The sequence below is a fragment of the Bradyrhizobium sp. genome, assembly GCF_047605465.1.
GTDB lineage: Bacteria > Pseudomonadota > Alphaproteobacteria > Rhizobiales > Xanthobacteraceae > Bradyrhizobium.
The window spans coordinates 186,154-210,634 of record NZ_JASGFS010000001.1; the positions used below are offsets into that span (position 1 = coordinate 186,154).

At 63.5% G+C, this 24,481-nt stretch carries 25 protein-coding genes; 2 read left to right on the plus strand and 23 right to left on the minus strand.

Translation table 11 applies throughout. The features are described from left to right. Positions 1 to 164 precede the first annotated feature (164 nt). The 15 genes from QM712_RS00915 to QM712_RS00985 all read right to left on the minus strand — a co-directional run bounded on the left by QM712_RS00915 (position 165) and on the right by QM712_RS00985 (position 14,870). Positions 165 to 1,541: an LLM class flavin-dependent oxidoreductase gene (locus QM712_RS00915; protein ID WP_415021130.1), complete on the minus strand. Its 1,377-nt coding sequence runs from the start codon at positions 1,539 to 1,541 to the stop codon at positions 165 to 167. 66 nt (positions 1,542 to 1,607) lie between these two features. Further along, complete coding sequence (locus QM712_RS00920; RefSeq protein WP_415021131.1) at positions 1,608 to 2,156, minus strand: carboxymuconolactone decarboxylase family protein; 549 nt, start codon at positions 2,154 to 2,156, stop codon at positions 1,608 to 1,610. A 5-nt stretch (positions 2,157 to 2,161) separates the two neighbouring features. Further along, on the minus strand, positions 2,162 to 3,097 hold the full coding sequence (locus tag QM712_RS00925; RefSeq protein ID WP_415021132.1) for a branched-chain amino acid ABC transporter permease: 936 nt from the start codon (positions 3,095 to 3,097) through the stop codon (positions 2,162 to 2,164). After that, the gene (locus tag QM712_RS00930) at positions 3,094 to 3,954 is read right to left on the minus strand and encodes a branched-chain amino acid ABC transporter permease (protein WP_415021133.1); all 861 of its coding nucleotides are present in this window, start codon (positions 3,952 to 3,954) and stop codon (positions 3,094 to 3,096) included. The genes QM712_RS00925 and QM712_RS00930 overlap by 4 nt, the downstream gene beginning before the upstream one ends. Further along, on the minus strand, positions 3,954 to 4,673 hold the full coding sequence (locus QM712_RS00935) for an ABC transporter ATP-binding protein (RefSeq protein ID WP_415021134.1): 720 nt from the start codon (positions 4,671 to 4,673) through the stop codon (positions 3,954 to 3,956). Before QM712_RS00935 ends, QM712_RS00930 begins: the two co-directional genes overlap by 1 nt. Further along, positions 4,670 to 5,455, minus strand: a complete 786-nt coding sequence (locus tag QM712_RS00940) for an ABC transporter ATP-binding protein (protein ID WP_415021135.1) — start codon at positions 5,453 to 5,455, stop codon at positions 4,670 to 4,672. The genes QM712_RS00935 and QM712_RS00940 overlap by 4 nt, the downstream gene beginning before the upstream one ends. Continuing rightward, positions 5,455 to 6,666, minus strand: a complete 1,212-nt coding sequence (locus tag QM712_RS00945; protein ID WP_415021136.1) for an ABC transporter substrate-binding protein — start codon at positions 6,664 to 6,666, stop codon at positions 5,455 to 5,457. The genes QM712_RS00940 and QM712_RS00945 overlap by 1 nt, the downstream gene beginning before the upstream one ends. 625 nt (positions 6,667 to 7,291) lie before the next feature. Continuing rightward, complete coding sequence (locus QM712_RS00950; RefSeq protein WP_415021137.1) at positions 7,292 to 7,996, minus strand: ABC transporter ATP-binding protein; 705 nt, start codon at positions 7,994 to 7,996, stop codon at positions 7,292 to 7,294. Positions 7,997 to 8,012: 16 nt separating this feature from the next. After that, positions 8,013 to 8,798: an ABC transporter ATP-binding protein gene (locus tag QM712_RS00955; protein WP_415021138.1), complete on the minus strand. Its 786-nt coding sequence runs from the start codon at positions 8,796 to 8,798 to the stop codon at positions 8,013 to 8,015. Beyond that, complete coding sequence (locus QM712_RS00960; RefSeq protein ID WP_415021139.1) at positions 8,795 to 9,742, minus strand: branched-chain amino acid ABC transporter permease; 948 nt, start codon at positions 9,740 to 9,742, stop codon at positions 8,795 to 8,797. Before QM712_RS00960 ends, QM712_RS00955 begins: the two co-directional genes overlap by 4 nt. After that, positions 9,739 to 10,590: a branched-chain amino acid ABC transporter permease gene (locus QM712_RS00965; protein WP_415021140.1), complete on the minus strand. Its 852-nt coding sequence runs from the start codon at positions 10,588 to 10,590 to the stop codon at positions 9,739 to 9,741. The genes QM712_RS00960 and QM712_RS00965 overlap by 4 nt, the downstream gene beginning before the upstream one ends. Before the next feature lie 98 nt (positions 10,591 to 10,688). Continuing rightward, a complete protein-coding gene (locus QM712_RS00970) occupies positions 10,689 to 11,855 on the minus strand; it encodes an ABC transporter substrate-binding protein (protein WP_415021141.1) in 1,167 nt (388 codons plus the stop codon). An 83-nt stretch (positions 11,856 to 11,938) separates the two neighbouring features. Then, positions 11,939 to 13,210 (minus strand): NtaA/DmoA family FMN-dependent monooxygenase, encoded by a 1,272-nt coding sequence (locus tag QM712_RS00975; protein ID WP_415021142.1) that lies wholly within the window; start codon positions 13,208 to 13,210, stop codon positions 11,939 to 11,941. 212 nt (positions 13,211 to 13,422) lie between these two features. Continuing rightward, on the minus strand, positions 13,423 to 14,064 hold the full coding sequence (locus QM712_RS00980; protein WP_415021352.1) for a peroxiredoxin: 642 nt from the start codon (positions 14,062 to 14,064) through the stop codon (positions 13,423 to 13,425). A gap of 260 nt (positions 14,065 to 14,324) precedes the next feature. After that, positions 14,325 to 14,870 (minus strand): cysteine hydrolase family protein, encoded by a 546-nt coding sequence (locus tag QM712_RS00985; RefSeq protein ID WP_415021143.1) that lies wholly within the window; start codon positions 14,868 to 14,870, stop codon positions 14,325 to 14,327. A 104-nt stretch (positions 14,871 to 14,974) separates the two neighbouring features. Here QM712_RS00985 and QM712_RS00990 point away from each other — a divergent pair, with 104 nt between their 5' ends. Beyond that, on the plus strand, positions 14,975 to 16,024 hold the full coding sequence (locus QM712_RS00990) for a GlxA family transcriptional regulator (RefSeq protein WP_415021144.1): 1,050 nt from the start codon (positions 14,975 to 14,977) through the stop codon (positions 16,022 to 16,024). Between the two features lie 82 nt (positions 16,025 to 16,106). On the opposite strand, the gene QM712_RS00995 is transcribed toward QM712_RS00990, so the two are convergent. Genes QM712_RS00995 through QM712_RS01025 form a run of 7 tightly spaced genes read right to left on the minus strand, consistent with a single transcriptional unit; the run spans position 16,107 to position 22,681 of the window. After that, positions 16,107 to 17,078 carry an ABC transporter substrate-binding protein gene (locus tag QM712_RS00995; RefSeq protein WP_415021145.1) on the minus strand — a complete coding sequence of 324 codons (972 nt, stop codon included), beginning with the start codon at positions 17,076 to 17,078 and terminating at the stop codon, positions 16,107 to 16,109. A 35-nt stretch (positions 17,079 to 17,113) separates the two neighbouring features. Further along, positions 17,114 to 18,031, minus strand: a complete 918-nt coding sequence (locus tag QM712_RS01000) for an ABC transporter substrate-binding protein (protein WP_415021146.1) — start codon at positions 18,029 to 18,031, stop codon at positions 17,114 to 17,116. Then, a complete protein-coding gene (locus tag QM712_RS01005) occupies positions 18,028 to 19,173 on the minus strand; it encodes an LLM class flavin-dependent oxidoreductase (RefSeq protein ID WP_415021147.1) in 1,146 nt (381 codons plus the stop codon). The genes QM712_RS01000 and QM712_RS01005 overlap by 4 nt, the downstream gene beginning before the upstream one ends. A gap of 11 nt (positions 19,174 to 19,184) precedes the next feature. Beyond that, entirely contained in the window at positions 19,185 to 20,288 is a 1,104-nt protein-coding gene (locus QM712_RS01010; protein WP_415021148.1) for an ABC transporter substrate-binding protein, read from the minus strand. A gap of 43 nt (positions 20,289 to 20,331) precedes the next feature. After that, entirely contained in the window at positions 20,332 to 21,099 is a 768-nt protein-coding gene (locus QM712_RS01015; protein ID WP_415021149.1) for an ABC transporter ATP-binding protein, read from the minus strand. Then, positions 21,072 to 21,893: an ABC transporter permease gene (locus tag QM712_RS01020; protein ID WP_415021150.1), complete on the minus strand. Its 822-nt coding sequence runs from the start codon at positions 21,891 to 21,893 to the stop codon at positions 21,072 to 21,074. The genes QM712_RS01015 and QM712_RS01020 overlap by 28 nt, the downstream gene beginning before the upstream one ends. Continuing rightward, complete coding sequence (locus tag QM712_RS01025) at positions 21,890 to 22,681, minus strand: ABC transporter permease (protein WP_415021151.1); 792 nt, start codon at positions 22,679 to 22,681, stop codon at positions 21,890 to 21,892. Before QM712_RS01025 ends, QM712_RS01020 begins: the two co-directional genes overlap by 4 nt. 165 nt (positions 22,682 to 22,846) lie before the next feature. Between QM712_RS01025 and QM712_RS01030 the strand changes: the two genes are divergently transcribed. Next, positions 22,847 to 23,527: a LexA family transcriptional regulator gene (locus QM712_RS01030; protein WP_415021152.1), complete on the plus strand. Its 681-nt coding sequence runs from the start codon at positions 22,847 to 22,849 to the stop codon at positions 23,525 to 23,527. 102 nt (positions 23,528 to 23,629) lie between these two features. Here QM712_RS01030 and QM712_RS01035 read toward each other — a convergent pair whose 3' ends face one another. After that, positions 23,630 to 24,445: an aldolase gene (locus tag QM712_RS01035; RefSeq protein ID WP_415021153.1), complete on the minus strand. Its 816-nt coding sequence runs from the start codon at positions 24,443 to 24,445 to the stop codon at positions 23,630 to 23,632. Between the last annotated feature and the right edge of the window lie 36 nt (positions 24,446 to 24,481).

Here is a 24,481-nt window from a genome sequence, read left to right on the forward strand (position 1 = left end):
CCTGCTGTACATTGTCTGAAGAGAGAAGCCCGAATAATGAGGACAAATCTCGCGATGCACAACAAAACGCTAAACCAAACTTTTCGGGCCACTTGAAAGAAAGCGTTGCCGAGAGGCGTTCGCCGCAGGCCTATCCTTCTGCTTCGTTCTTTTCGCCCACCGCCTCACAAGCGGTCGAAGCGACGTGCCGCAGCGCCGGGATGACGGGCGTTCAACCGCGCGGATTGCCCGAACATTTTCTCACGAAGCGATCCTTCGCGGTATTCCCGCTTGAAGGCGCCGCGCGACTGCAGCTCCGGGACGACCAGATCTACGAAGCTTTCAAGAGACCCCGGTGAAACGACGCGCACGAGGTTGAAACCGTCGACGTCGGTGGCGTCAGCCCAACCGATCAGCTCCTCGGCGACATCGGCCGGGCTGCCGACGATGAACGGCGCTCGCGCACCGACATTGCTGAATTCGACGAGATCGCGGACTTGCACCGGCTTGGGTGCACTGACCGTCATGTTCTCGACGGTGGACCGTATTGCATTGCTTTTGAAGAACTTGACCGTATCGTCGAGCGACATCTTGGAGAAGTCGATGCCCGTCCAGCCTGCGACCAGCGCGAGCTGACCCGCTATATCGAGATAGCGGCGATATTCGGCAACCAGATCGTGCGCCTCGGCGGTGGTCGGAGCGACGACGACCGTGGCCGCGAGGAACACGGCGACGTCATAGGGATCGCGTCCGAACGACCGCGCCTGCTCGCGCAACGCCTTGACGGACCGGGACGCGATCTCCCTGGTCGGGCCGTTGAGGAAGACGCATTCGGCGTGTTTGGCCGCGAATGCCGTTCCGCGCGCAGACGTACCTGCCTGGTACAAGACCGGCGTGCGCTGCCGTGATGGTTCGGACAGGTGCCTTGCGTGGACCTTGTAATACGGTCCGTCGTGATGAACGGGATGAACGCGTTCGGGGTGGGTAAAGATGCCGGTCTCCCGATCCCGAACAGCCGCGTTCTCTTCCCAGCTTCCCTCCCATAGCTTGTAGACGGCGGCCATGAAGTCCTCAGCGGCCTCATACCGCTCGTCGTGCTCCCGCACGACATCCAGGCCCATGCCTTTGGCGCCGCTGTTGAGATAGCCGGTGACGATGTTCCAGCCGATGCGCCCTTCGGTGAAATGATCGAGCGTCGAGAAACGGCGCGCAAATTGAAATGGATGCTCGTACGTCAGATTGGCGGTGATGCCGAAGCCGATGTGGCGGGTGACGTGCGCCATGGCCGATACCGCGATCGTGGGATCGGCGCTGGGCGCCTGAGCTCCGGCGCGGATCGCGGTTTCTGGCCCGCCGCCATAGACGTCGTAGACGCCGAAGACGTCGGCAACGAAAATGCCGTCGAGCAGCCCACGTTCGGCGGTCTGTGCCATCGTGGTCCAGTACTCGAGCTTGTTGTAGTCGACCGAACGATCGCCGGGATGTCGCCAGAGCCCCGCCCAGGTATGGGTCGGCGTCGACATCTGAAACGTGTTCAGCATCAGCTCGCGTTGTCTGGTCATGTACGCACTCGCAGGTGATGAATCGGCGATTGATCCGAATGGCCTAATCGCCAGCGCTGTCGGCTCTCATTCCGCGGCGATCGCCGCGAGATTCGCGTCGTCGTCGACTTGAAGGATGTCGTTGAAGCGGTTGAACGCCCCGCAGAGCGCCGTTCGCCACGTCAATTCGACGATCTGCGGTTCCGTGAAATGGGCCCGCAGGCGCGTGAATATCTCGTCCCGGGTGCGGCTCCAGTTGTTCGTCACCGCGATTGCATATTCGACCACGAGACGATCGACCTCGTCGAGCTCGGGATGATCCTTGTAATCGAGCAGCCTTGCCACTCCTTCGCTCGAGATACCCTGGATCATGAGCTTCGGCGTATGCTGCGCTACGCAATATTCGCACTCGTTGAGGTGCGAAGTGGTGACGATCGCCAGTTCGAGGTATCGCTTCGGCAGAACAGCTTCGTCGGACAGCTGGGTAAGCAGGCGCCAGACATGCTCGAACACCGGTAAACGCTGTGCCATGACCCCGGATTGACCTTCAAAAGGGCCGTAGGTCTTCATCTTGTCCCAGAGCGGATGCAGTTCCGGCGGAAGGTCGCTTCTGTTCTTCGTCGTAATGCGGGCCATACCGGTCACTCCTGTTGCCTATGTTCCGATTGAAGCTTTCTGCGATCACGGGTCGAAGCCGAAACGGGCTCGCGAAGCAGTCCGTCGGGACGAAAGATGAGGATCGCCACGAGCACAACTCCGACCAGGAACAGGCGAAGTGCCGCGAGGTCCGCGCTGCTCAGGATCGATATCCGGTCGATCAGGAAGCGACTGCCTTCGAGCAACAGGATGACCGTGAAGGCGCTGACGAGAACGCCCCAATTGCTGCCGCGACCGCCGATCACCACTGCCATGAACGCATAGGCGGTGATGATGGAGCTGAATTGGGTCGGATCAACGTAGGTGTAGTAGAAGGCGTGGAGACTGCCCGCAATGCCAAGCGCCGCACCGCCGAGGGCGAAGGCTTTCAACCGGATGATGACGACGGACTTGCCTAGTGCGGAGGCGACCGCTGGATCTTCCCGCGTGGCGCGCAACGTGCGTCCGAAGGGCGAACGAGCGACAAGCTCGAAGACCGTCAGCACGGCGATCAGGCAAAGCAGCGCGAACACCATCAGGCCCGCATCGCTCGCCCACTCCGGAATCCAGCCGGGCAAAGGACGGCGTATGCCGGGAATACCGATGGTTCCCCGGGTCAGCCACTCCTCGTAGCTGATGAAGAGCCGCAGGCATTCGGCAAAGCCCAGGGTGACGATCGCAAGATAGTCTTCCGAGAGCCGGATCGAGATGAGACTGACCAGCGCGCTCGTCGCCGTGACGCCAAGGATCGCAGCCAGCATCGCGAGGAGCGGAGGCAAATGCCACCAGCACAGAATGCCGCAGATGTAGGCACCCAGCATGTAGAAACCGAACAGGCCGAAATTGACTAGGCCACCCAGGCCCCATTGCAGGTTGAGCGCGAGCCCCGCGATCGCGGCGACGACGACGACGATCAGCAGGGCGACGAGATACGAGATCATTTGTCCACCCACTTCGCCCCGAACAGCCCTGATGGCCGGACCAGCAGCAGCAGGGCCATCAGCGCGAAGGCGATGATCGCCCGATAGTGCGGCGGGAGCACGAGCGTCGCCAGCTCTTCGGCAATTCCCAGCGTCAACGCACCCGCGACCGCCGCAGTCGGACTGGCGATGCCGCCCAGGATCGTGGCCGTAAATATCGGAAGCAGGTAACTCCAGCCCATTTGGGGGTCGAGATTGGCGTCGAGCCCGATCAAGACACCGGCAACGGTCGTGATCACGCTCGCGATCAGCCACACCATCGCGACCACCTTGTCTCGCGGGATCCCGCGCACAGCGGCGAGATCGGGATTGTCGGCCACGGCCCGCATGCTGCGCCCGAGTGCGGTGTGTCGAAACACGATCCAGACCAAAGCGAGCGCCGAGAGCACCGTGATCAGAATGGTGAGCTGTTCATGGTTCACTCTCAGACCGGCCCATCGCAGCGGACGGGCGATTTCAACGGCGTAACCGCGCGGCGAGTTTCCGGCGAAGAACCGAATGGCGTTTTCCAGGGCAAGCGAGACCCCCATCGAGGCCACAAGCAGCGTCACACCCGTGCGGTCGCGCAACGGGCGATAGACGACGAACTGCAGCCCGAGCGCAAGCACCGCGACCAGCAGCGCACCCACCGCCGTCGCGATCGGGAGCGGCCAGCCGAACCCCACATTGAAATAGTAGGCGAAGTAGGCGCCGACGGTCAGGGTCGACCCGATCGCGTAGTTGGCGAAGCGGAGAACGCTGAATGTCAGGGCCAGTGCCAGGGACGGCAAAGCCAGCAGAAGTCCCGAAACCACGCCGTTGAGCAGGAGCTGCGCCATCAGCGTCCTCCCAGATACAGGCGACGAATGCTGTCGTCGGCGACAAGAGCCTCCACGGGCGAGATCACCTTGACTTTGCCTGCGACGAGCACGAGGCCCGTCCTGGCTGCCCCCAGCCCCAAACGAGTGTTCTGCTCGATCAGGAACAGGCTGACGCCGTTCGCGGCGATGCGCCTGATGGCAGCGAAAAGCAGTTCGGCGTTGCGAGGCGACAGGCCGGCCGAGGGCTCGTCGAGCGCCAGAATGGTCGGAGACGGCATCAGCGCCGCGCCCATCGCCACCATTTGGCGCTGGCCTCCGCTGAGGTGCCCGGCGAGGACACCAAGCTTCGGCACGATCTCGGGAAAGATCTCCAGGACTTCGTCGATCCGACGCCGCAAGCCGCGGCCTCGCGGCACCAGGGCCTCGAAGCCGATTCGGAGATTGTCGTGCACCGACATATTGCGGAACACATTCGCTTCCTGGGGAACATAGCCCAGCCCGCGGCGAACCCGGCCGGGCGCGTCAATCGCCGTCACGTCCTCTCCGGCGAGCAGGACGCGTCCCGATGACGGTCGCACAAGACCGATCGCGACCTTCATCAAGGTCGACTTGCCGGAGCCGTTCGGGCCGATCACGACCAGCGCGCCTCGATCCGGCAATGCGAAGCTGACGTCATGCAGGATCGACGCACCGCGGTATCCGGCGACAATGCCTTCCAGAGCGAAGCCGGCCGTCATGACAGATTGCCGAAATAAGCCGACGTGACCTGAGGGTCGCTCGCGACGTCGTCAAAGCTCCCCTCGCGCAGAATACGTCCTTCGGCCAGCACATAGACCTTGTCGCAAAGAGCGGCAACCATATCCATGTTGTGCTCGATGATGCCGAGCGTGAGGCTTGCGCTCCGCAGCGCCCGGATGAACTCGCTTATCTCGCCAATCCTCGTCGGATTCACGCCCGCCGCCGGTTCGTCCAGCAGGACCACCGATGGCTCCAGCATCAGCGCGCGGCAGAGCTCGAGCAATTTCTTCTGGCCGCCAGACAGCACGGCGGCCGGCTGGTCGGCGAGGCGCCACAGATCAACCCGCTGGAGCAGGTCGTGCGCTCGCTCGATCGCCGCTTCCTGACTGCGGCGCATAGCCCCGCGTCTAAACAATGCGCCCGCGACTGTTTCGCCCGCCTGATCCGGGCTGGCCAGCAGCAGATTCTCGAGAACCGACAGCCTGCCGAGTTCTCTCGAAATCTGAAACGTTCGCGTCAGGCCATGGCGGGCGCGCCACTGAGGCGGGCGGCGCGTAACCTCGGCTCCATTCAACCTCACCTCGCCGGCTGATGGGCTCGAGCTGCCGGCAAGGACGTTGAACAGCGTAGACTTCCCCGCTCCGTTCGGACCGATGAACCCGGTGATTGCACCTCTGGCGAGATTGACCGTCGCATTATCCAGCGCGTGGAAGCCGTCGTAGCTCACGCTGACGTGACGCGCTTCGAGCACTCCGACCGCAACCTCGTCGCCAGACGTCATCAACGCGTCGATCCAACCAGCTTGCTGACGCCGTCGTGAAGGCGGAAGTGGCCGTATTCGAGCCCGGTCTGATCGCCATTCGGCTTGAACTTGAAATCGCTGGTCGCACCCGCAAATCGGAACGGCTTTCCAGCCCGAATGGCCTTCAGCGCTTCGACGGGATCACCGATGCTCGGCGCATCGCTGTTCGCGATCGGGATGAACTCCTTGACGAATTCGGCGGGCTTGTCGCTCTTCGATTTTTCGATCGCCAGCGCCAGCACGACGATCTGGTCGAAGACGTTGGGGCCGAAGGCAAGCAACGCATCCGACGGCTGCTTGGTGAGCTTGAGATAGAGCTTGTAGGCCTCCGAGCGGCCGACCGGAACGAGCTGGACGTGGTTCACGCCTTCCGCCGCTTCCTTGCCGACGTTCTGGACGAACTTGCCCTGGCTGTCGGCGGCATGGCTGTAAGTATAGAGCTTGCTGTCGTAGCCGCTCCGGAAAACCTCGCGCGCAATCGCACTGAATTCCGGAATGTAGCTCGCGACGAACACGGCATCCGGTTTGGCCGAAAACACCTTCTCGACTTCCGTGCGATAGCTCGGCTGGTTGGGATTGAAATAGACGATGTCCTTGATCTCCCCACCCAGGCTCTTGAACGTCTCGGCAAAGGGCTGCACCTGGCTGAGCGTGAACGGCGTCTGCAGGACGAGGACGGACGCTGTCTTGGCACCATCGCCCTTCACGACACGCGCGAACGCGCGTCCCCAATCCTGCCCGTTGGTCTGGAAGCGCCAGACGAGACCCTTGTTGTCTCCCTGGGTGATCTCGTCGGCCGATCCGTTCGCAAGCACGGCCACGCCCTTTTCGATCGCGACGGGCTTCACGGCGAGCGCCACCGCGCTGCTCCACAAGCCGGTGATGGCGATGACCTTGTCGACATCGATCAACTTGCGGGCCGCAGCCACGCCGGCCGTCGGTGACGTCTCGTCATCGGCTACGACGATCTCGATTTTGCGCCCGAGAACACCACCCGCGTCGTTGATGTAGGCCGCGGCGGCCTTGGCGGCGTCCTCCTCTTCCTTGCCGTACGCCCCTCCGGTGCCGGTGAGAGGCGCCGAAAGACCGATCCGAATCGGAGGCTGTTGCGCAACCGCAGCAATCGGGAGCGCCGCGCCGGCAAGAGTTGCGAGGGATGCGATCAGAACGGTCAGGCAAGACGATTTCATAGTCGGACTCCAGACGATCGAAATGGCAGTGAGAGGGTTGGCTATGTTCTCGCGGACACGATTACCCGTTGCGATAGCAGTGCGCTCTGACCGCGAGGGTCACCCCCGCATCACCAGGAATGCGACGACACTGTGTGCTCTGAACGCGCTCGCCGGCGTTCTCTGGCTTCCCCATCGCGACCCCGCGAACGCGCCTCAGCGTGTCGCGGGACAAGGCCTTGAATCAGCTGTGGCGATCAGGTGAACGGCGCGCGCCTGTCGGAAACTCGTATCCTATCGTGAACCTAGATTTGCCTCCTGACGCTCCGCGTCGATCCGGACACAATCAATCCGGACTGCAGCGGAGCTTCGCTGCCAAGCCAACGTGCAGCGATAAGTGCCGTATATTTTCCGGCAGCTGATGCGTCCATCGCATAGATTCCTGATTTACGAATATAACCTTCTCTGGTTCGCCGCATCGCTGGGCGAAAACAGCAGAGCAGCGGATTGGCCTTGGCAGCGTGCACTTCACGATCGCAATTCGACACCGGCGCTCGCGTGAGATCGCAACGATGGGCGCGGACCTCGTTATTCCGGATACGACGGCCGATCGGTTCGCTTCGTGAACCCGATCGGGGCCGCAGAACTATTCGAGCGTCTGACGAGGATCGTCGCCCAGAAACGCGTAGTGGAGGTCCGGATCGTCGAGCAACTCGCGCGCAGGCGCGGAGCGGACCAGACGTCCACCGGACAGGACGTGCCCTTCGTCGGACAATGACAATGCCAAGCGTGAGTTCTGTTCCACGAGGATGACGGTAACGCCGGCCTTCGCGACTTCGCCGATGGCTTTCGCGACCTCGCGGACCACCAGGGGCGCGAGCCCAAGCGAGGGCTCATCGAGCAGAAGCAGCCGGGGCGACGACATCAGGGCGCGACCGATGGCGCACATCTGCTGCTCGCCACCGGAAAGAGTTCGGCCGAGGCTGTGACGCCGCCGCGCGAGATGCGGAAACAATTCGTAGATCGCGTCCAGATCGTATCCGAGCCAGTTCTCCTTGCCGCGGCGCAGATAGGCTCCCGCCCGCAGATTATCCTGGACGCTCATGTCGCCAAACAGGCGGCGTCCCTCGGGAGACAGCGCAATGCCGGCGCCGACGCGTTTCTCCGTTGAGAGGCCCGCGATGGACTGGCCATCAGCCGTGATCTGCCCGTCGGCCAATGGCACGAGGCCCATGATTGCGCGCAGCAGCGACGACTTTCCGGCGCCATTGGCACCGATGATGGTGGCGATACTGCCCGAGGCCACGACGAGGTTCACCTCGCTCACGGCCGGAACGCTGCCGTAGCGCACGCTGACGCCGGTCAGTTCAAGTCGCATGCGAGGCTGGCCCCAGATAGGCATCGATGAAGGCCGGCGCATGACGTATGGAGCCCGGCGGCCCGTCCACGATGACGCTGCCCTCGGCGAGGACAATGATTCTCTCGCACAATCGCATCATCAGCGGGACGTCATGCTCGATGACCACGAGCGAGACGCCGCGCTTGTCTCTGATGGCGCGAAGGAGTTCTTCCATCCGCCGTGTTTCGGCGCCGTTCAGGCCGGCCGCAGGCTCGTCGGCCAGCAGCAGCTTCGGAGAGGCGGCCAGAGCCGCGGCGAGGCCGAGCGTCTTCTGGAGGCCGTAAGCGAGCGCGCCCGCTTCCTGGTCCGCGTAAGCTCCAAGACCGGCGAACTCCAGGATCTCGTCGACGACCGCCCCGGTGTCGCACCGGGTCGATCGCTTCAGCATGTCCGCGAGCAGGCGGCGGGGTCGCCCCACCGATTGGCACAGGACCGCGCATCTCAGATGGTCGGCGACCGAAAGGCCGGGCAGAATCGACGGCGATTGAAACGAGCGCACCAGTCCGAGGCGCGAGATGTCGCCGGGATCGCGACCATCGATCCGTCGTCCATTGAGCAAGATCCGTCCGGATGTCGGCCGCAGCGAGCCGGTGACGAGATTGAACAGCGTGGTCTTCCCGGCTCCGTTGGGGCCGATGATTCCGGTGATCTGTCCCTCGGGGATGGACAGCGACACATCGCGGATGGCGGCAACGCCGCCGAAGCGGCGGCCGACATCAGCCAGCTCAAGACGAAGGCCCCGCTCCGCGCTCATGATCCGCCCTTGCGCAGCAGACCGGCGAGGCCGCGAGGCAGAAAGAGCATCAGCAGCAGCAACGAAAGGCCGTAGAGAAGCTGCTGATACAGCAACGCCGAACGAAACAGCTCGGGCAGCGGGACGAGCAACAGCGCGCCCAGGACAGGTCCTGCAAGAAATCCAAGACCTCCCACGACGTTCATCACCAGGGCATTGACCGTCACGGTGACGTTGAATGCCTCGGGCGAGATGAATCCCAGGTAGTGGGCGTAGAGGCTGCCCGCGGCGCCGGCGATGGCAGCCGCCGATGCGAACACAAGGAGCCGCCAGGACAGCGCGTTGATGCCCCAGGATTGCAGCAACGCCTCGTTGTCCAACAGGCCCTGGAGAATGGTCCCGGAGCGGCCGCTGAGCAGGCCACGGCAATACACGATCGCAACAACCAGAACGACAAGGACCAACAAATAGAATTCAGGTCGCTCAGCGGCTGTCCAGCGACCGATTCCAGCGGAAGGAATGTTCATCAAACCGTTGTTGCCTCCGAACGGAAACACGAACTCGACAAACAGCAGAACGATCGCCTCTCCCAATGCGAAGGTGAGCAGGGCGAAATGCGCGCCCCTCACCCGAAGCGCAACGCTCCCGATCACGGCAGCGATGAGGCCGGGCGTGACGACCGCGAGTGAAAAGCCGACGAGGAACGGAGCCTGAAGATCGCGGGTAACCAGCGCCGAAACATAGGCCCCTACACCCATCAGACCGGCCTGCGCCAGCGACAGCTGGCCGATGCGGATCATCAGATGAACGCTCAAGGCGAGCAGTGCTTCGATCCCGACCAGAATGCCCACGTGGTAGACGAACGGGTTCGCGACAAACAATGGCGTCGCCGCAATCGCCACGACGAGCAGCAGCGTGACAATCGCTCCGGCAGCCTTGCGGCGTGAGACCGACGGCGCGATCATGATGGATGCCCGAACAAGCCGTTCGGCTTCACGACCAGAAAGGCCACGACGAGGGCAAACGAGGCCAGCGTCGCGGCCGTCGAATCGACCAGCAATGAGACACCGGCGTCCACCATCCCGAGGAGGATGGCGGCCGCGATCGTGCCTGGAATGCTTCCCAGGCCACCGAGGACGACGACCACGAAGGCCTTCGTGATCGCGCTTTCCCCCATATACGGTTCAATGGAATAGATCGGTGCGACCACCCCGCCTGCAAAGCCGGCCAACAGGCAGCCGATGCCGAATGCGGCCGGATATGTCAGCCGCGGCGTAATGCCCTGCAGACGCGCGATCTCGTCGTCCTGCGCGACCGCACGCATGGCGAGCCCGAGCCGCGATCTGTTGAGAACGAAGTACACGGCCAGGATGAGGGCCAAAGCCATGCCAGTGGCGAACAATTTGTCCTTGGGAAAGACGGCTCCGGCCATGCTGATGACGCCGGAGATCGGCCGGTCCAGCGGCGGCCCCTCTACCCCGAAGATGGCCGTAACCGCCCCCTTCAACGTGATCGCCAGGGCGATCGCGACGATCATGCCGCCGAGCTCGTTGCCCTTGAAGCGCCTGAAGATGATGCGCTCGCAGATGATGCCCAGTATTCCAGTCGCGGCGGCGGCAAGACACAGGGCAAGGACGTAGTTCACGCCAAGCAGGCGCTGCGCAACGTAGACGCCGTAAGCGCCCAGCATCACGAATTCGCCATGCGCGAAATTCACCACCCGCATGATGCCGAAGATCAGCGTGAAGCCCAGCGCAACGAGCATGAAGATCGACGCCGAAAAGGCTGACATCACGAAAAACTGCTGCAGCATTGCCAAATGCTCTCCTGCACACCGCCATCACGCCGGATGGCGTGGGCGGCGATTGACGTCGGCTGAGGGGCGGCAGCCCGTCCGCCCCGATCGCCGCATCAGGTCAGGGCGACCTGGCCGATCACGTGGCCGGTGCCGCCGCGAATCTCCGTCAGGAAGAGCGGCGTGTAGAGCTGGTGATCGACGCCATAGGCTTCCTTGCCGCCCCAATGCAGCTCGCCGACGATGCCGGGGAACGGCGACAAGGCCGCCAGTGCCGATGCGACGGTATCGGGGTTCGTGCTACCCGCCTTTTCGATGGCCGAGAACAGGATTCGGGCCGCGTCGTAGAACAGGAAGGCGTAGTCGTTCATCTCCTTCTGGTGAAACTGGCCGTAGGCGGCCTTCAACCGCGCCCATGCGGGGCTGGCGGGATCAGCCTGCAGGATGCCGACCACACCTTCGACATTCTCGGCCCCGCCCGTACGGACGATCTCGGCGACATCGAAGCCACCGAACTTGGTGAAGATGCCCTTGTAGCCCTGCTCACGCGCTTGCCGGATCACGATGCCGGCGGTGGCGGGAGGCGTGGTATCCAGCTCGATACTGTCGGGGTTTGCCCTGACGAGCTTGGCCACCAGGGCGCTGAAATCGGTCTGCTGCCGCTCGAACAGCTCCGAAGTCACGATCTCGAATTCGCTCTTGGCGTAGGCGTCCTTCTGGATGCGCTGACTGTTCCAACCCGTCTCGTCATTGGCGGCAATGGTCGCGACACGCTTGACTTGCGGCCGATTGCTCTTGAGCCAGCGCGCCGTCGTGTAAGCGAATTCCTGCGTGGTCGGTCCGACGCGATAGATGTAGTTGCTGTCCTTGAGTGCAGCCGCTGACCAGCTGAGCGTGAAGACCAGTGCCTTCTGCTTCTCCGTCACCGGCTTGATTGCCAGCATGGATGCCGAACCGACCGGGCCGAAGATGAAGCGGGCGCCATCGACACTGAGAAGCCGGTTGGTCGCGGTGACGGCCTCGGCTGCCTTGTACTGATCGTCGTATGCGACGATCTCCAGAATGCTTCGCTGCCCGCCGATGTCGAGCCCGCCCTTGTCGTTGATTTCCTTCGCCGCGGCGCGCACGGCGCCGTCGATCGCAAGACCCCATGACGCTGCCGGACCCGTCAGGGTGCCGAGAACCCCGATCTTCAGGGTGGATTGAGCCCGCACCGCCGGCGCGCCGATCGTCGAGGCAAGTGTGGCGGATCCGATGAGCAAGCTGCGGCGAGATATCGTCATGATTCAGATGTTCCAGGGTCGGTTGGTTGCGGAGTTCGATTGGGGTGTGGTGCGGGCCGTCTGCGTGTGGACGCGGTGCTTTCTCATCCACCAGATCTCATTTGATTAGGAGCTCCGGCATCAGGAGAAGCAGAGGCCAGAGGCCCGCGCGACGTTCCGAGGCGGGCACGCAGCGTCGTCCCCTCCTCGTCGGGGCCACCAGCCTCCGGCCGGACTCCCCGCCTCCTGAGGGCAGGAAGCAATTGTTCGGAGAACAGCGAATAGCTGTTGGAGCCGATGACGAAGACACCGTCCATGAATTCGTTCTGAAACCAGTCGGTGAGACGGTCGGCAACCTCGTCGATTGCACCGACAAGCTCGATATGACCTCGCGCATTGTGGAACTTGCGAAGCAACTCGCGCAGTGTTCCGACCTCGCCGCTCTCGACCCAGCTGCGATACAGCAACGGGCGGCTGCTCCGCCGCCCATACGCCTTGATATCCTCGGCAGAGGGAAAGCGCGACAGCGGCAGTTTGTCGTCGAGCTGAAGGCCATCGAGATCGAGACCGGGTAGTTCCCAGCGGATTTCGTGGCGCGCGGTGATGAAATCCTCGTCCGAGACCAGCGCGTCATAGGCGCGACGGGCTTCCTCGCTCGTTCGTCCGAGATAGATGCGCATGCCGAGGATCAGGCGAATGTCCTCGCGTTTGCGCCCGTAGCTCACGGCAAGGGATTTAAGCTTGCGGTAGTACTCGCGCGACGCTTCGGGCTTCGGGGCGGCGAAGAAGACAAGTTCGGCGTTGCGAGCCGCAAACTCGATACCGGACTCGGAGGAGCCTGCCTGAACGATCAGCGGATCGCGCTGGCGCGACGGAAGCACGTCCAGCGCTTGCTGGACGTGGTAGTATTTCCCGGCGTGATTGATATCGGCGATCCTGTCGGACAGGAGAACGTGAGCGCCATCCGCTCGCGCGTGATGGAAGCCATCTTTCCAGGAGTGCCAGAGCGCAGTGGTGACGTCGAGAAACTCCTGCGCCTGTTCGTATCGCTCGGCAGGACCGAGCAGCCCCTTGTCACCGAAATTGGTCTCGCCGCTGAAAGACGTCACGATGTTCCACCCGGCGCGACCTCCGCTGATATTGTCGAGCGAGGCCAATTGCCGCGCCGTGTTGTAGGGCTGATTGAACTGCGTGGAGACGGTCGTGATCAGCCCGATCCGCCGCGTGTGGCTCGCGAGCGCCGAGAGCCATGTGATCGGATCCGCATATGTCCTGATCGGGCTGAACGGAGACCGGCAGTCGAGGGAAAGCCTGTTCAGCCCGATGAAATCGGTGGCGAGAACCGCATCGATCCCATCTCGATCCAGCTCCTTCACAAATGAAATGTCTTCGCGCTGAAGGCGCTCAGGGACCGGTTCGTTCGACGCAGTGCGGTCAAGGAAGCCTTGAGCGTGGGACGTCAGCAGAAGGATCAGGTGCCGGTGAGTCATCGTTTCGTGCGGCGCTGGACTATCGAAAGTGAAGATGGGATACGGCCGAACCGGGCGAGTAGCCCGACCAGACTGCGGAGCGTCGATGTTTCATCGGGCTACCCGCGAACCGCAGGCCTCGTGAATCGAAGGTAAGGCGTGACCGTCCGGTAACCGTCGGGAAAGAGTTGCGACAGCTCTTCGGGATCCTGAATCCTGGTCGGAATGACCAGCTCCTCGCCAATCTGCCAATTGGCCGGAGCAGCGAGCTGATGATCTTCCGCTGCACGCAGGGCATCGAAAGCGCGGAGGAGTTCGTTGAAATTGCGTCCGACCTCGTGCGGATAGGTCAGCGTGAGGCGAACCTTCTTTTGCGGATCTATGATGAAGACCGATCGGACGGTGACAGCGTCGTCCGCATTGTTCGGTAGCATGCCGTAAAGCCGCGCGACCTTCCGATCATTGTCGATCAGGATCGGGAACCGGACATCGGTATTGTAGATACGGTTGATGTCCGCGATCCAGTCGCCATGCGAGCCGGCAGAGTCGACGGTCAAGCCCATCACTTTGGCGCCCCGCGCAGAAAACTGCTCCTGAAGAGCCGCGGCACTTCCGATCTCGGTCGTGCATACCGGGGTGAAGTTCTTGGGATGAGAAAAGAGCACGACCCAGGACTGGGCGCTCCATTCGTAGAAATCGATCGGTCCGAGAGTGGAGTTCTGGACGAAATTCGGAGCAGTGGAGCCGATATTGATGGTCATGATGACGACGCCTCGATTGCGAGCCAGGTGAAACAGTGTGAGTGAACGAGTCCTGACCAATCGCCAGGTATCATTGCCGAGCCGAGCGCGCGTGACGAGCCGAAGCCGCCGGTGAGTTGCGCAACGATGTGGATTTGCTCCACCTTGCGGGCCGCACAGCGGCGGCATTTCGTTTTCGCCGCTGTTCAGGATGGCGCTCACCGCCCCATCCCGCAGTCAACGCTCGATGCGGAGGATCCGCCTGAAGACCACGCAACGAGCTAACCTTTGAGCCATGTGTCCGTGCTCGAGAGCGTTGCGTAGTTCGCGAGACCGGCCATGAAGGCGGCGTGAACATCTTCGGCAGATACCGATCGCCCGGAAAATGCCAGATCGCGCGTCGCGCAGGCATCGTGCAGCACAGTCACCTTGAAGCCGAAGTCGGCAGCGGCCCGCGCCGCCGCATCAATGCACATGTGGCTCATGGCACCGGCGATCACGACGTCATCGACGCCATTGTCGTCGAGAACGGCCTTCAATTGAGTGTCCTTGAAGGAGTTCGTGCTGTTCTTGACGATCACGCGCTCGTCGCCGGCTGGAAGCACGGTGTGATGTGTATCGGCACCAGGCGTTCCCGGCGCAAAGAACGTCGCACCGGGCCGGAGCGATTCATGCCGGACATGGACGACCAAGTCGCCTCTTTCGCGACCGGCATCGACCACACGGCGCGCGTTGGCCGCAGCGGCCTCGATACCGACAAGGGGAAACCGACCTGCCGGGAAATAATCATTCTGCAGATCGATGATGAGCAATGCACGTCTACTCACAGGGGGTGTCTCTCGATGAAAGGAATTACTGTGTGGACAGCATGATGCCCGCGCTGCATAAATCCAATCGTCGATAACGACATAAGACGAGGTGAAGACGACAGATGGCGTCGAGTCCGACCATTGAAATCGGTGTCGTCAACTACTCAGGTGCACAGCTCGCCTGCGTCTATGGCCTCACGGATCTTTTCGGTGTCGCGAACCGACTTGCTGCCAAACGCGAGGATGGCGAAATCCCCATCCTCAGAATTTCTCATTGGCAATCGAAAGATTCCACCGAGCCGCCGCACAGGACCTACGACTCGATCGCGGGCGACGGCGGAAATCCCACAGTTCTCATCATCCCTCCCTGTCTGGGGTACCCGCCGACTCCCGAGCGCGCAGCACCGTTCATCGAATGGCTGCGTATACAACATCGCTCTGGAGCCATCCTCAGCTCGATCTGCGCCGGTGCGTTCGTGCTGGGGGAAACGGGACTTCTGGCTGGTCGCACGGTCACGACGCATTGGGCGTACGCAGACTTATTCCGCACACGGTTTCCCGCAACGGCCGTCGATATCGACAAGCTGTTGATTGAGGACGGCGACATCGTCACGGCGGGCGGCGTGATGGCCTGGACCGACGTCGGCCTGAAACTGGTTGACCGGTTTCTGGGGCCGACGATCATGGCCGAGACCGCACGTACGCTGGTTGTCGATCCACCCGGGCGAGAGCAGCGCTTCTACAGCGCATTCTCTCCCAATCTCCGGCACGGCGATGCCGCCATACTCGGCGTTCAGCACTGGCTTCAGGCCAGCGGCGCCAAGGATGCATCGCTCACCGCACTCGCAGCTCATGCGGGGCTGGAGCGGCGAACCTTCCTTCGCCGCTTCCGCAAGGCGACGGGCATGACTGCGACCGACTACTGCCAGCGATTGCGCGTCGGAAAGGCTTGCGAGCTACTGCAGTTCAGCACGGCTTCAGTGGACAATGTCGCGTGGGATGTCGGCTACGGGGATGCGAGCGCGTTCCGCAAGGTATTTGCACGCGTCGTCGGCCTTACGCCCGCAGCATATCGCCAGCGCTTCCATGCTCCTCGACGGCCGTCGAGCCCAAGCGCCACGCACAAGCCTCTGCATGATCCGGGCTCCGGAGAGAGCGCGCCGCAGTCCTAGCGGCACGTCGTATCTAAACCGCCTGCCTCAAACGGCTGCGGCCGCCCGATCGGACGGCCGCAGCTTGGTTCAGAGACGCCGCTCAGCTCTTGACGTCATTCACGTCGAACAGCACCTTCGAATAGTCAGGTGCGCGTGGAATGACCCCGTATTTGACGAAGAGGTTGGCGGCGTTGTTCAGCGTCGGCAACAGTGCCGGCGTCACTGCGCGGAACTCACGCGATGCCGGCGGGACGAAGATGGGCGCCACCTTCGGATCGAGATTACCGAGCTTCTCCCAGAGCCGAGCCGTCGCTTCCGGATCCTTCGCCGAGTTGGCCGCCGCCTCGCGCAGAGCGTCGAACACGGCTCTCACCGCCTGCGGATGATCCTTCGCGACCTGATCGCGAACGATGTAGATCAGCAGGTTTTCCGAACCGACGTCGCGTCCGCTGACGAGCTTGACACCGTTGCCTTTCGTCTCCGCGGACGCACCGAACGTGCGCCAGGTCGCGAGAGCATCGACCTGTCCGCCGTTGAACGCGGCAAGTGCGTCGGCCGGATCGAAGTAGGAGATCTGCACGTCTTTCGGGTCGATGCCGGCCTTGTCCAGAGCCTTGAGCAGAACATGATGACCCGATCCGCCCTTGTCGCTCGCGATCTTGCGACCCTTCAGCTCCGCGAGCGACTTGATGCCGGAATCCTTCTTGACCCAAATTCCTTCGCCGTCGAGATCCGGCTCCTGGTAACCGAAGATCTTGAACTTCGCATTGCCGAGAACCGCGGGCGCCGCGTTGGTCGAGGTCGTGAACGTCACGTCGACCTGGCCCGCGCTCAGGGCCTCAAAGGGTGTTCCCGGATAAGGACCGCGCCACACCAGGTTCGCCCCGGCCTCGCCGAGCTTGCGCTCAAGACTGCCATTCTCCTTGGCGAGGTTCGACGTCGTCAGCCCCCGGATGACGCCGAACTGAAGATCGAACGGTTTTACACTTTGTGCGATGGAGGGAGAAGCGCCTATGGCGCCAAACGCAAGTGCGATAGCCACCATTGCCGAGCGGCGAGATCGAATGGACATGTGAGTGAAGCTCCTTTGGAATGACGAAACGAAGGTCAGGCCGGTTGGGCCTGACGAATTCGGGTGATCTCGACGGCGTCGGCGTGAGCGCGGTTCCAGATCGCCAGGCTGAGTTGATTGACCGAATCCGCGATCCTGACCGGCTCCAAAAACTTCGCCTGCGCCAGAACATCGGCAACACGCTGCTGCTCCGCCGCAAATGCTGCGTCGGCAGGCGACAGCCCCTCTGCGCCTGTCTGGCGCCGGATGCCGCGTTCGAGGGCGTCGCGCCCGACCGGGCTTCCCTCCTCGAGCAGAGCAGCCGCTTCCGCCGGGTTCTCTCCCAGCCAACGACCGGCAGCATCAAGCGCAGCGACAACACGCGCGAGCGTTTCGGGAGCGCGCTTGCTGACATCGCTCCGGGAAAAGATGACGCTCCGATTGCTCCAGATCTCCCCCACCCGCACGAGCGAGCGAACCGACGGGTCTTCGATCTCCTCAGGCCGTGCGACCCACGCATCGACCGTCGAACGATCGGCGCGTCCCTGCGTGTCGACGAAATTGACCGGGACGATGTCACTATAGGATCTTCCGACGCGATCGAGCGTCAACGCAACGAAGGCCGTATGCCAAGATCCCACGGCGAAACCGATCCGCTTTCCGGCCAGATCTTCGAGACTGTGCAGCTGTGACTCGATGGGAACAACGATCGCGCCGGAGTTCGGACGCGGCTGCCCGACGGCCAGATAGGTGATCCCATGACCGGCGGACTGGATCGTGATCGGAGGCGTCGCTCCGGTCAGGCCGACATCGATCGTCCCCTCGGCGAAGTGACGCGGGGTCTGCGTGCCGTGCCCGTAATAGACCCATTCGACCTTATCGCGCAGCGCATCCCGCACGCCGGCGAATGCCGGCGATCTGAGCAGCACCGGACCGGCCGGCGACTGAGGATGGATTCCGACTTTCACGCTCATGTCCGCACTCCGACGCCGTTGAGCTGATTGTTGAAGGTGCGGGCCGTGCGCTCAGCCGCCTCGCGTTGCGGATCGACCGGGCTCAGCGGAAGCAGCGGCAGGAGATCGTCGGCGATGCGCAAGGCCTCTTCCGGAAGCGGATGATGCGACAGGATGAATTTGTCGACACCGGCGTCGTGATATTCGATCAGGCGCGCCGCAACCTGCTGCGGCGTACCGACGAGGGTGATGCTGGATCCGACGCGCAGCAATCCGTAGCCCGCCCAGACGTTCGGGGAGATCTCGAGGTCGCGCGCATGCTTCGGCAGCCTGCCGCCGTGCAGCGACGAGGCGCGCTCCTGACCGACCGACTGGCCCGCGCGCAATCCCCGCTGAAGCGCATCGACCGCACTCTGGTCGGCGTATTTGAGCATGGTGTCCACTTCGGCCCAGGCCTGTGCTTCGGTATCGCGGACGACCACATGCACGGTCATCGCGGTCTGAACCTTGCGCCCCTTCTTCGCTGCCGCCGATCTGAAGGCCGCGATATGCGCCGCGTGCTTGTCGAGCGGTTCGGCCCAGCTTGCGTAGACGTCGCCATGCGCCACAGCGAGATCCATCGCGACATCGGACGACCCGCCGATCCAGATCGGTGGATAGGGAGACTGGATCGGTTTGCCCACGGGCTGGCCGCCGCGAATGTCCAGATATTTGCCCTGGAAATCGATCGGTCCGGGCGCGCCGCCGATCACCCGTCGATAAACATCGAGGTATTCGGCGCCGTGCGCGTATCTTTCATCGTGCTGGAGATGCACGCCCGCCGCACCCAGCCCGGCATGGCCATTGACGATGTTGATATCCAGCCGCCCACCCGACAGATGGTCGAAGGTGAGCGCCTGCTTGGCGAGCAAGGTCGGCGACAGAAGCGAGGGATGCACCGCGATCAGAAAGCGCATACGCTCGGTATGGGCCGCGAGCGTCGAGGAAATCACCCAGGGATCCCAGCCGCCGCCGGCGCCGGTCGCGACCAGCGCGCCATGGAAGCCCGAGGCATCGATGGTTGCGCCGAGAGCCTTCAGATAACGACGGTCGACATGGCGCGTCTTGGACGCGTGCCACGGATATTGCCCGTCGACGTAGAATACATACCAATAGACTTCCATTTTTCCTCTCGTCAGACGTTGGTGGATTGGCGCTGTTCTGCGTGGCGGAGGCGCGCCGCCTCAAGCGGCCGCGGGTCGATCCACGCCTGGATATCGACGGGCTTGCGGATGAAGCCATGCCGAAGCAGGAACTCGTTCTGCGATTGCAGTGCCGCCAGGCTTTCCTCGCCGAGATCGACATCGAGGCCATCGACGAGGTCCTCGCCCCAGCTCTGGTCGACGAGCACTTCGGACGTCTTGAATTCCTGAGCCATGAGGCGAACCACCTCAGCGCGACGGCTGCGCGCCCAGTCGCGCGCCCGCAGAAGCTGGGTCAGCACGCGTTCCACGATTTCCGGGCGCCGGTCGATCAGGCTTGCGCTCACCGTCAGGATGTCGGGCGTATCGTTGTTCACGCGGTCGAGGCGACTGGGCGAGAGCGAACGATCGAAGATCGTGAGAGCGCCGATCAATCCCTCGAACTCGACACCGTAGTGGGCCTGGGTGGCGATGGCATCCACCTCGCCGCGGACGAGCGGCAGCAACAATTCGCGCCTGCGGGTCAGGCTTCGGTCGGCCGTCCAGAGCGAACCGTCCGGCGACAGTTTCGCCGTGGCACCCGGCTGGCTACCGACCTGCGACACCTGCTCGACGAAGGTCACATCGCCCAGACCCAGTCCCGCCGACGCCAGCGCGGCCTCGTAAGTCCTCAAGGTCGACGCGCGCCAGTAGTCGATGGACGCCGTGGGGTTGCGCTGGATCAGGACCTTGCGGCCGGCGAGGTCCTTCGGCGACCGGATGCCGCTGTCCGGCAGGACTTGAACCTGCTGGCGCATCGTCACCCAGGAGACGCCGAGAAGGCGCGTGTCGGCGCCTTCGGACCGCGCCCACAACGGCGGAATGTTGCCGCCATGACGAAAGACATCGGCCTTCGCATGCGTGAAATGAGCGTTGCGAATGGCATCGTCGCGGGATTCGCCGAGCGAACGCCAAGGCACGCCGACGCCCCCGTCGGCACCCTCGATCGCGCTCTGGAGCCAGCCGAGCTTCAGGGCCACGGCAAACGGCGTCGGCACGGGGCAACGCGAATACCAGACGTCGGAATTGGCCTCGATATCTCTCGCCGCGACATTCATCTGACTTCTCTCTTTCCGTTTGGTCGAGAATGGTTGGAACGGATCACGACACCGCGGCCCGCAGGGATACCGGTTCGTCGTGCCCGGCGGCGGCGACACCGAGCTCCTGCAGGAGCTGGTGGCGCAGGCGCTCGAATCCGGGAGCCACGCGCGCACGCGGCCGCTCGAACCTGACCGGGACATCGACGGCGATGCTGCCCTCGCGCATCACCAGCACGCGATCCGCCAGCATCAGAGCCTCGTCGACATCATGCGTGACGAGCAGGACCGCCGGCCCATGGGCACGCCACAGATCGAGGACGAGCTGCTGCATCCGCAGGCGCGTCAGCGCATCGAGCGCGGCGAATGGCTCGTCCAGCAAAAGAAGTTCCGGCTGCCGCACGAGCGCGCGTGCCAGCGCGGCACGTTGCGCCTCGCCGCCCGAAAGCGTCCCCGGCCAGTCGTCGGCGCGGGCACCGAGCCCGACCTCATCGAGCGCGATCCCGGCGCGGGCGCGATCGCGCGGCAGGCCCAACACGACATTGCGCCACACCCTGCGCCAGGGCAGCAGGCGCGCATCCTGAAAGACGACGCTGCGCCGTTCGGGCACCTGGATCCGGCCATCGTCGGGCCGGTCCAGACCGGCAAGCAGCCGAAGCAGCGTGGTTTTGCCGCAGCCGCTGGCGCCGAGCAGCACCACGAATTCTCCCGGAGCAATCTCGAGATCGACCGCGCGGAGCACCTGCCGGCCGACAAAGCTGCGCGTCGCGCCGTGGACGGAGACGGCTGACGTCCTGGAAGCCATTATTGCCCCGGAAACGAGCGGCGCCATGACAGCAATCCCCATTCTGCAACACGCGCGATCGCATCGGTTGCAAGACCGAGCAGCGCATAGATCATGACACACAGGATGACGACGTCGGTCTGGACGAACTCGCGCGCCTGGGCGATGAGTGCGCCGAGTCCCGTCCCCGCACCGGCGATCTCGGACGAGACGAGGGCGGCCAGCGCCCATGACAGCGACAGCCGCACACCGACAAGGATGGACGGCATCGCGCCGGGGACGACCACGTCCCGCACGATGCCGAAGCGCCCGACGCCGAACGTGCGGGCGGCTTCAGCAAGGCGCGCATCAACAGCGCGGATGCCGGCAACCGTATTGAGATAGAGCGGGAATATCGCCCCAAAACTCACGAGGGCGATCTTCGACGCCTCATCGGCGCCGAACCACAGGCTGAACACGGGCGCAAGCGCAAGAAACGGGATCGCCCGCAACGCCTGCAGGGTCCCGTCGAACAGTTCCTCCGCGCGAGCGGAGAGCCCGACGGCGATGCCGAGCGCGAAGCCCGCGAGCGAACCGAGCACGAAGCCGGTCAGCAACCTGAACAGCGACGTCCCGACCGCTCGCCCCAACGCGCCATCCTGCGTCAATCGAATGGCGGCCGACAGGATGACCGATGGCGCAGGAAGAACGACGGGCGATATCCACCCTGCCCTGGCCGCGGCTTCCCAAACAGCCAACAGGACGACCGGCGCGATCATGCGACGCAGTCCCGGAATGTCCGGCCAGCGGAGCGCCGCGCTGCCTCGCACGGCGGGCCGGATGTCGAGATCGGCCGCCGTCACGATGCACGGACTCCGTTGAGCCACGCCAGCTGCCACCGCGCGAGCTGCTCGGCCAGGCGGTTCACCGTCCAGCCGAGGATCGCATAGATCGCGATGCACAGCGCCATCACGTCGGTCTGCACGAAGCGGCGCGCATCGCCGAGCAAGGCACCGATACCGGTCGTCAGATTGATCTGCTCGGCGACGACGAGCGCGATGATCGACATCACCAGCGAATAGCGAAGCCCGACGAGGATGGACGGCAGCGCGCCAAGCACCAGCACCTCGCGAACCAATCCCCACTGCTGCAGGCCCGTGACACGCCCGACTTCGATCAGACGCCCGTCGACGTCGCGTATGCCGCTATGGGTGTTGAGATAGAGCGGAAAGAACGAGGCGAACGCCACCAGTGCGACCTTCGAAACCTCGGTGATGCCGAACCAGACGATGAAGAGCGGCGCCAGCGCGACGAACGGGATCGTGCGCAACATCTGCAAGGTGCCGTCCAGGATGTCTTCGCCGACGCGCCACGTCCCCGAGACGACGCCGGCCGCGACGCCGAGTCCACCGCCGATCAGGAAGCCGAGCGTCGCGCGCCGCAGGGAGTCCGCGATCGTCCAGGGCAACGTGCCATCGACCGACAGCGTCCAGGCGGTCTCGGCCGTTTGCCACGGCGATGCGAGAACGCCAGCGGGGATGAGGCCGGATGCCGACCCGGCCGACCAGACGCCGAGAATGGCGGCCGGCACCAGCCAGCTCGCGCTCGCCGCGCACACACGCCCCAGCACATGATAGAGAATAGTTCTCACGCTTCTCACGAAAATCAGTCAGTGATATGCGCTATAGAGAACGATTGATTGCCTATAGCGAATTTTCATCTACTGTAATGAAATGATCGCGAATGGCGAGGGTACCAATTTTCGTTTTTCGGAACGAAGCGGAGCAAAAATTTCATGAGCCGAGCTAAAAAGAAAATGGACGCGGAGAAGCACATCGCGCCGGAAGCGGCTTCGACCGACGACGCGTTCATTGCGCGGCTGCATGCGATCGTCGACATCGTGGGTGGCGCCAGCGGCCTCGCGCGGAAGGCCGGGATATCGCCCAGCGGCCTCAGCCGATATCTCTCGGGTGGCGAGCCGTCGCGGCGGGTTCTAGTCGCGCTCGCCGACGCCGCCGGCGTCCGGGTCGATTGGCTCGCGACGGGCACCGGGCCGATGCACGACAGCGATGCGGCGCGCCTTCCCGGCAGCACGCTGCGTCTGCTCCCGCTGCTGACGCCGCACGAGACGGAGCCCACCGCCTCGGCCCGCCCCGCGGGCCACGACTTCACTGCGCAGGCGTTCTGCTACAAATGGCTCAACGACAACGGCCTCGACAGCACCACGCTGACGGTGATGCAGGTGCGAGGCGACGGCATGTCCCCCACCCTTCGCGGCGGAGATACCATTCTGATCGACATGCACGCCCGCGAAATCGAGGACGGGCGAATCTACGTGCTGCGGGATTCAGGAAATCTTTTGATCCGCCGGCTTCACGTCGAGGCCGGCAACAGCGTCCGAGCCCTGACGGACAACCCCCAATACCGCGAGTTCGCGCGGGACGCGGGCGAGATCGATATCGTCGGGCGCGTCGTCTGGAGAGGATCGATTCTATAACGGCTTGCGGCCGGTCAAAACGCAGGGGCTCAGCGAGCGACAGACGAATGACGCGGCAAGGGTGAGCGGCGCGCGGGATGAACCCGCGCGCCGCAGTTCATGCTAGCCGGCGACCCGATCGACGACGTCGCAAAGCCGCTTCATGCGCGTCACGGCGTCTGCCTGCAGCGCGGCCTCGACATTCTCCGAGCCAATGACGCCACGCCAGACGGCGCGCCCCGCGAGGAAGCCGCTTGCTCCGCCCTTGCAGGCCCATTCGACCGCGGTCGGGAATTGATCGGGCGCGACGCCCGATGAAAGAACGACCCAGGGCGACGCGATCAGCGATGTCAGCTTTTCGCACTGGCTGCGGACTTCAGCCTCGGAACCCGCACCGTGCAGAGGAACCTCGGCCTTGTAGATGTCGGCACCACGCGATCCCAGTTCCTTGGCGGCGAGCAGGATGCCGTCGTTCAAATCATAGGCACGGCCATCACGGGGCTTGCGCGACACCGGCTCGATCAGGCTGATCAATCCGGCTGCCTTGCACTTGGCCACGAAGGCATCGACCATCGCAACGCGGGGCTCAGCGGGCTCGTCGGGGCGATAGATGACCAGCAGCTTGAGCGCCACGCCGCCGTCCTTGGCGACCTGCGCCGGATCGACATTCTCGTCGATACGCGAGTCCCCGACGATCTCGTCGCCGCTCGCAGTGAAGTGATCCGCGGCCGAGATCAGGCCGCATCCCTGAGCCACCACCTTGCCGGCGATGGCGGGCTTCCATGCGAACTGGTGGTCGATGAGAACGGCCGACGCGTGAGGCGTCAAAGCGCGCAGGCCGGCGATCTTGAAATCCACGAGCTGCTGGTCGGTCACCGGAGCGGACTGCTTCTCGGCGAGCATCGCGCGCATCGACTCGCGCTGGTCGATTGCAAGCATCGCAAAAGCCCCTGAAGGACGCGCGAGGGCGGACAA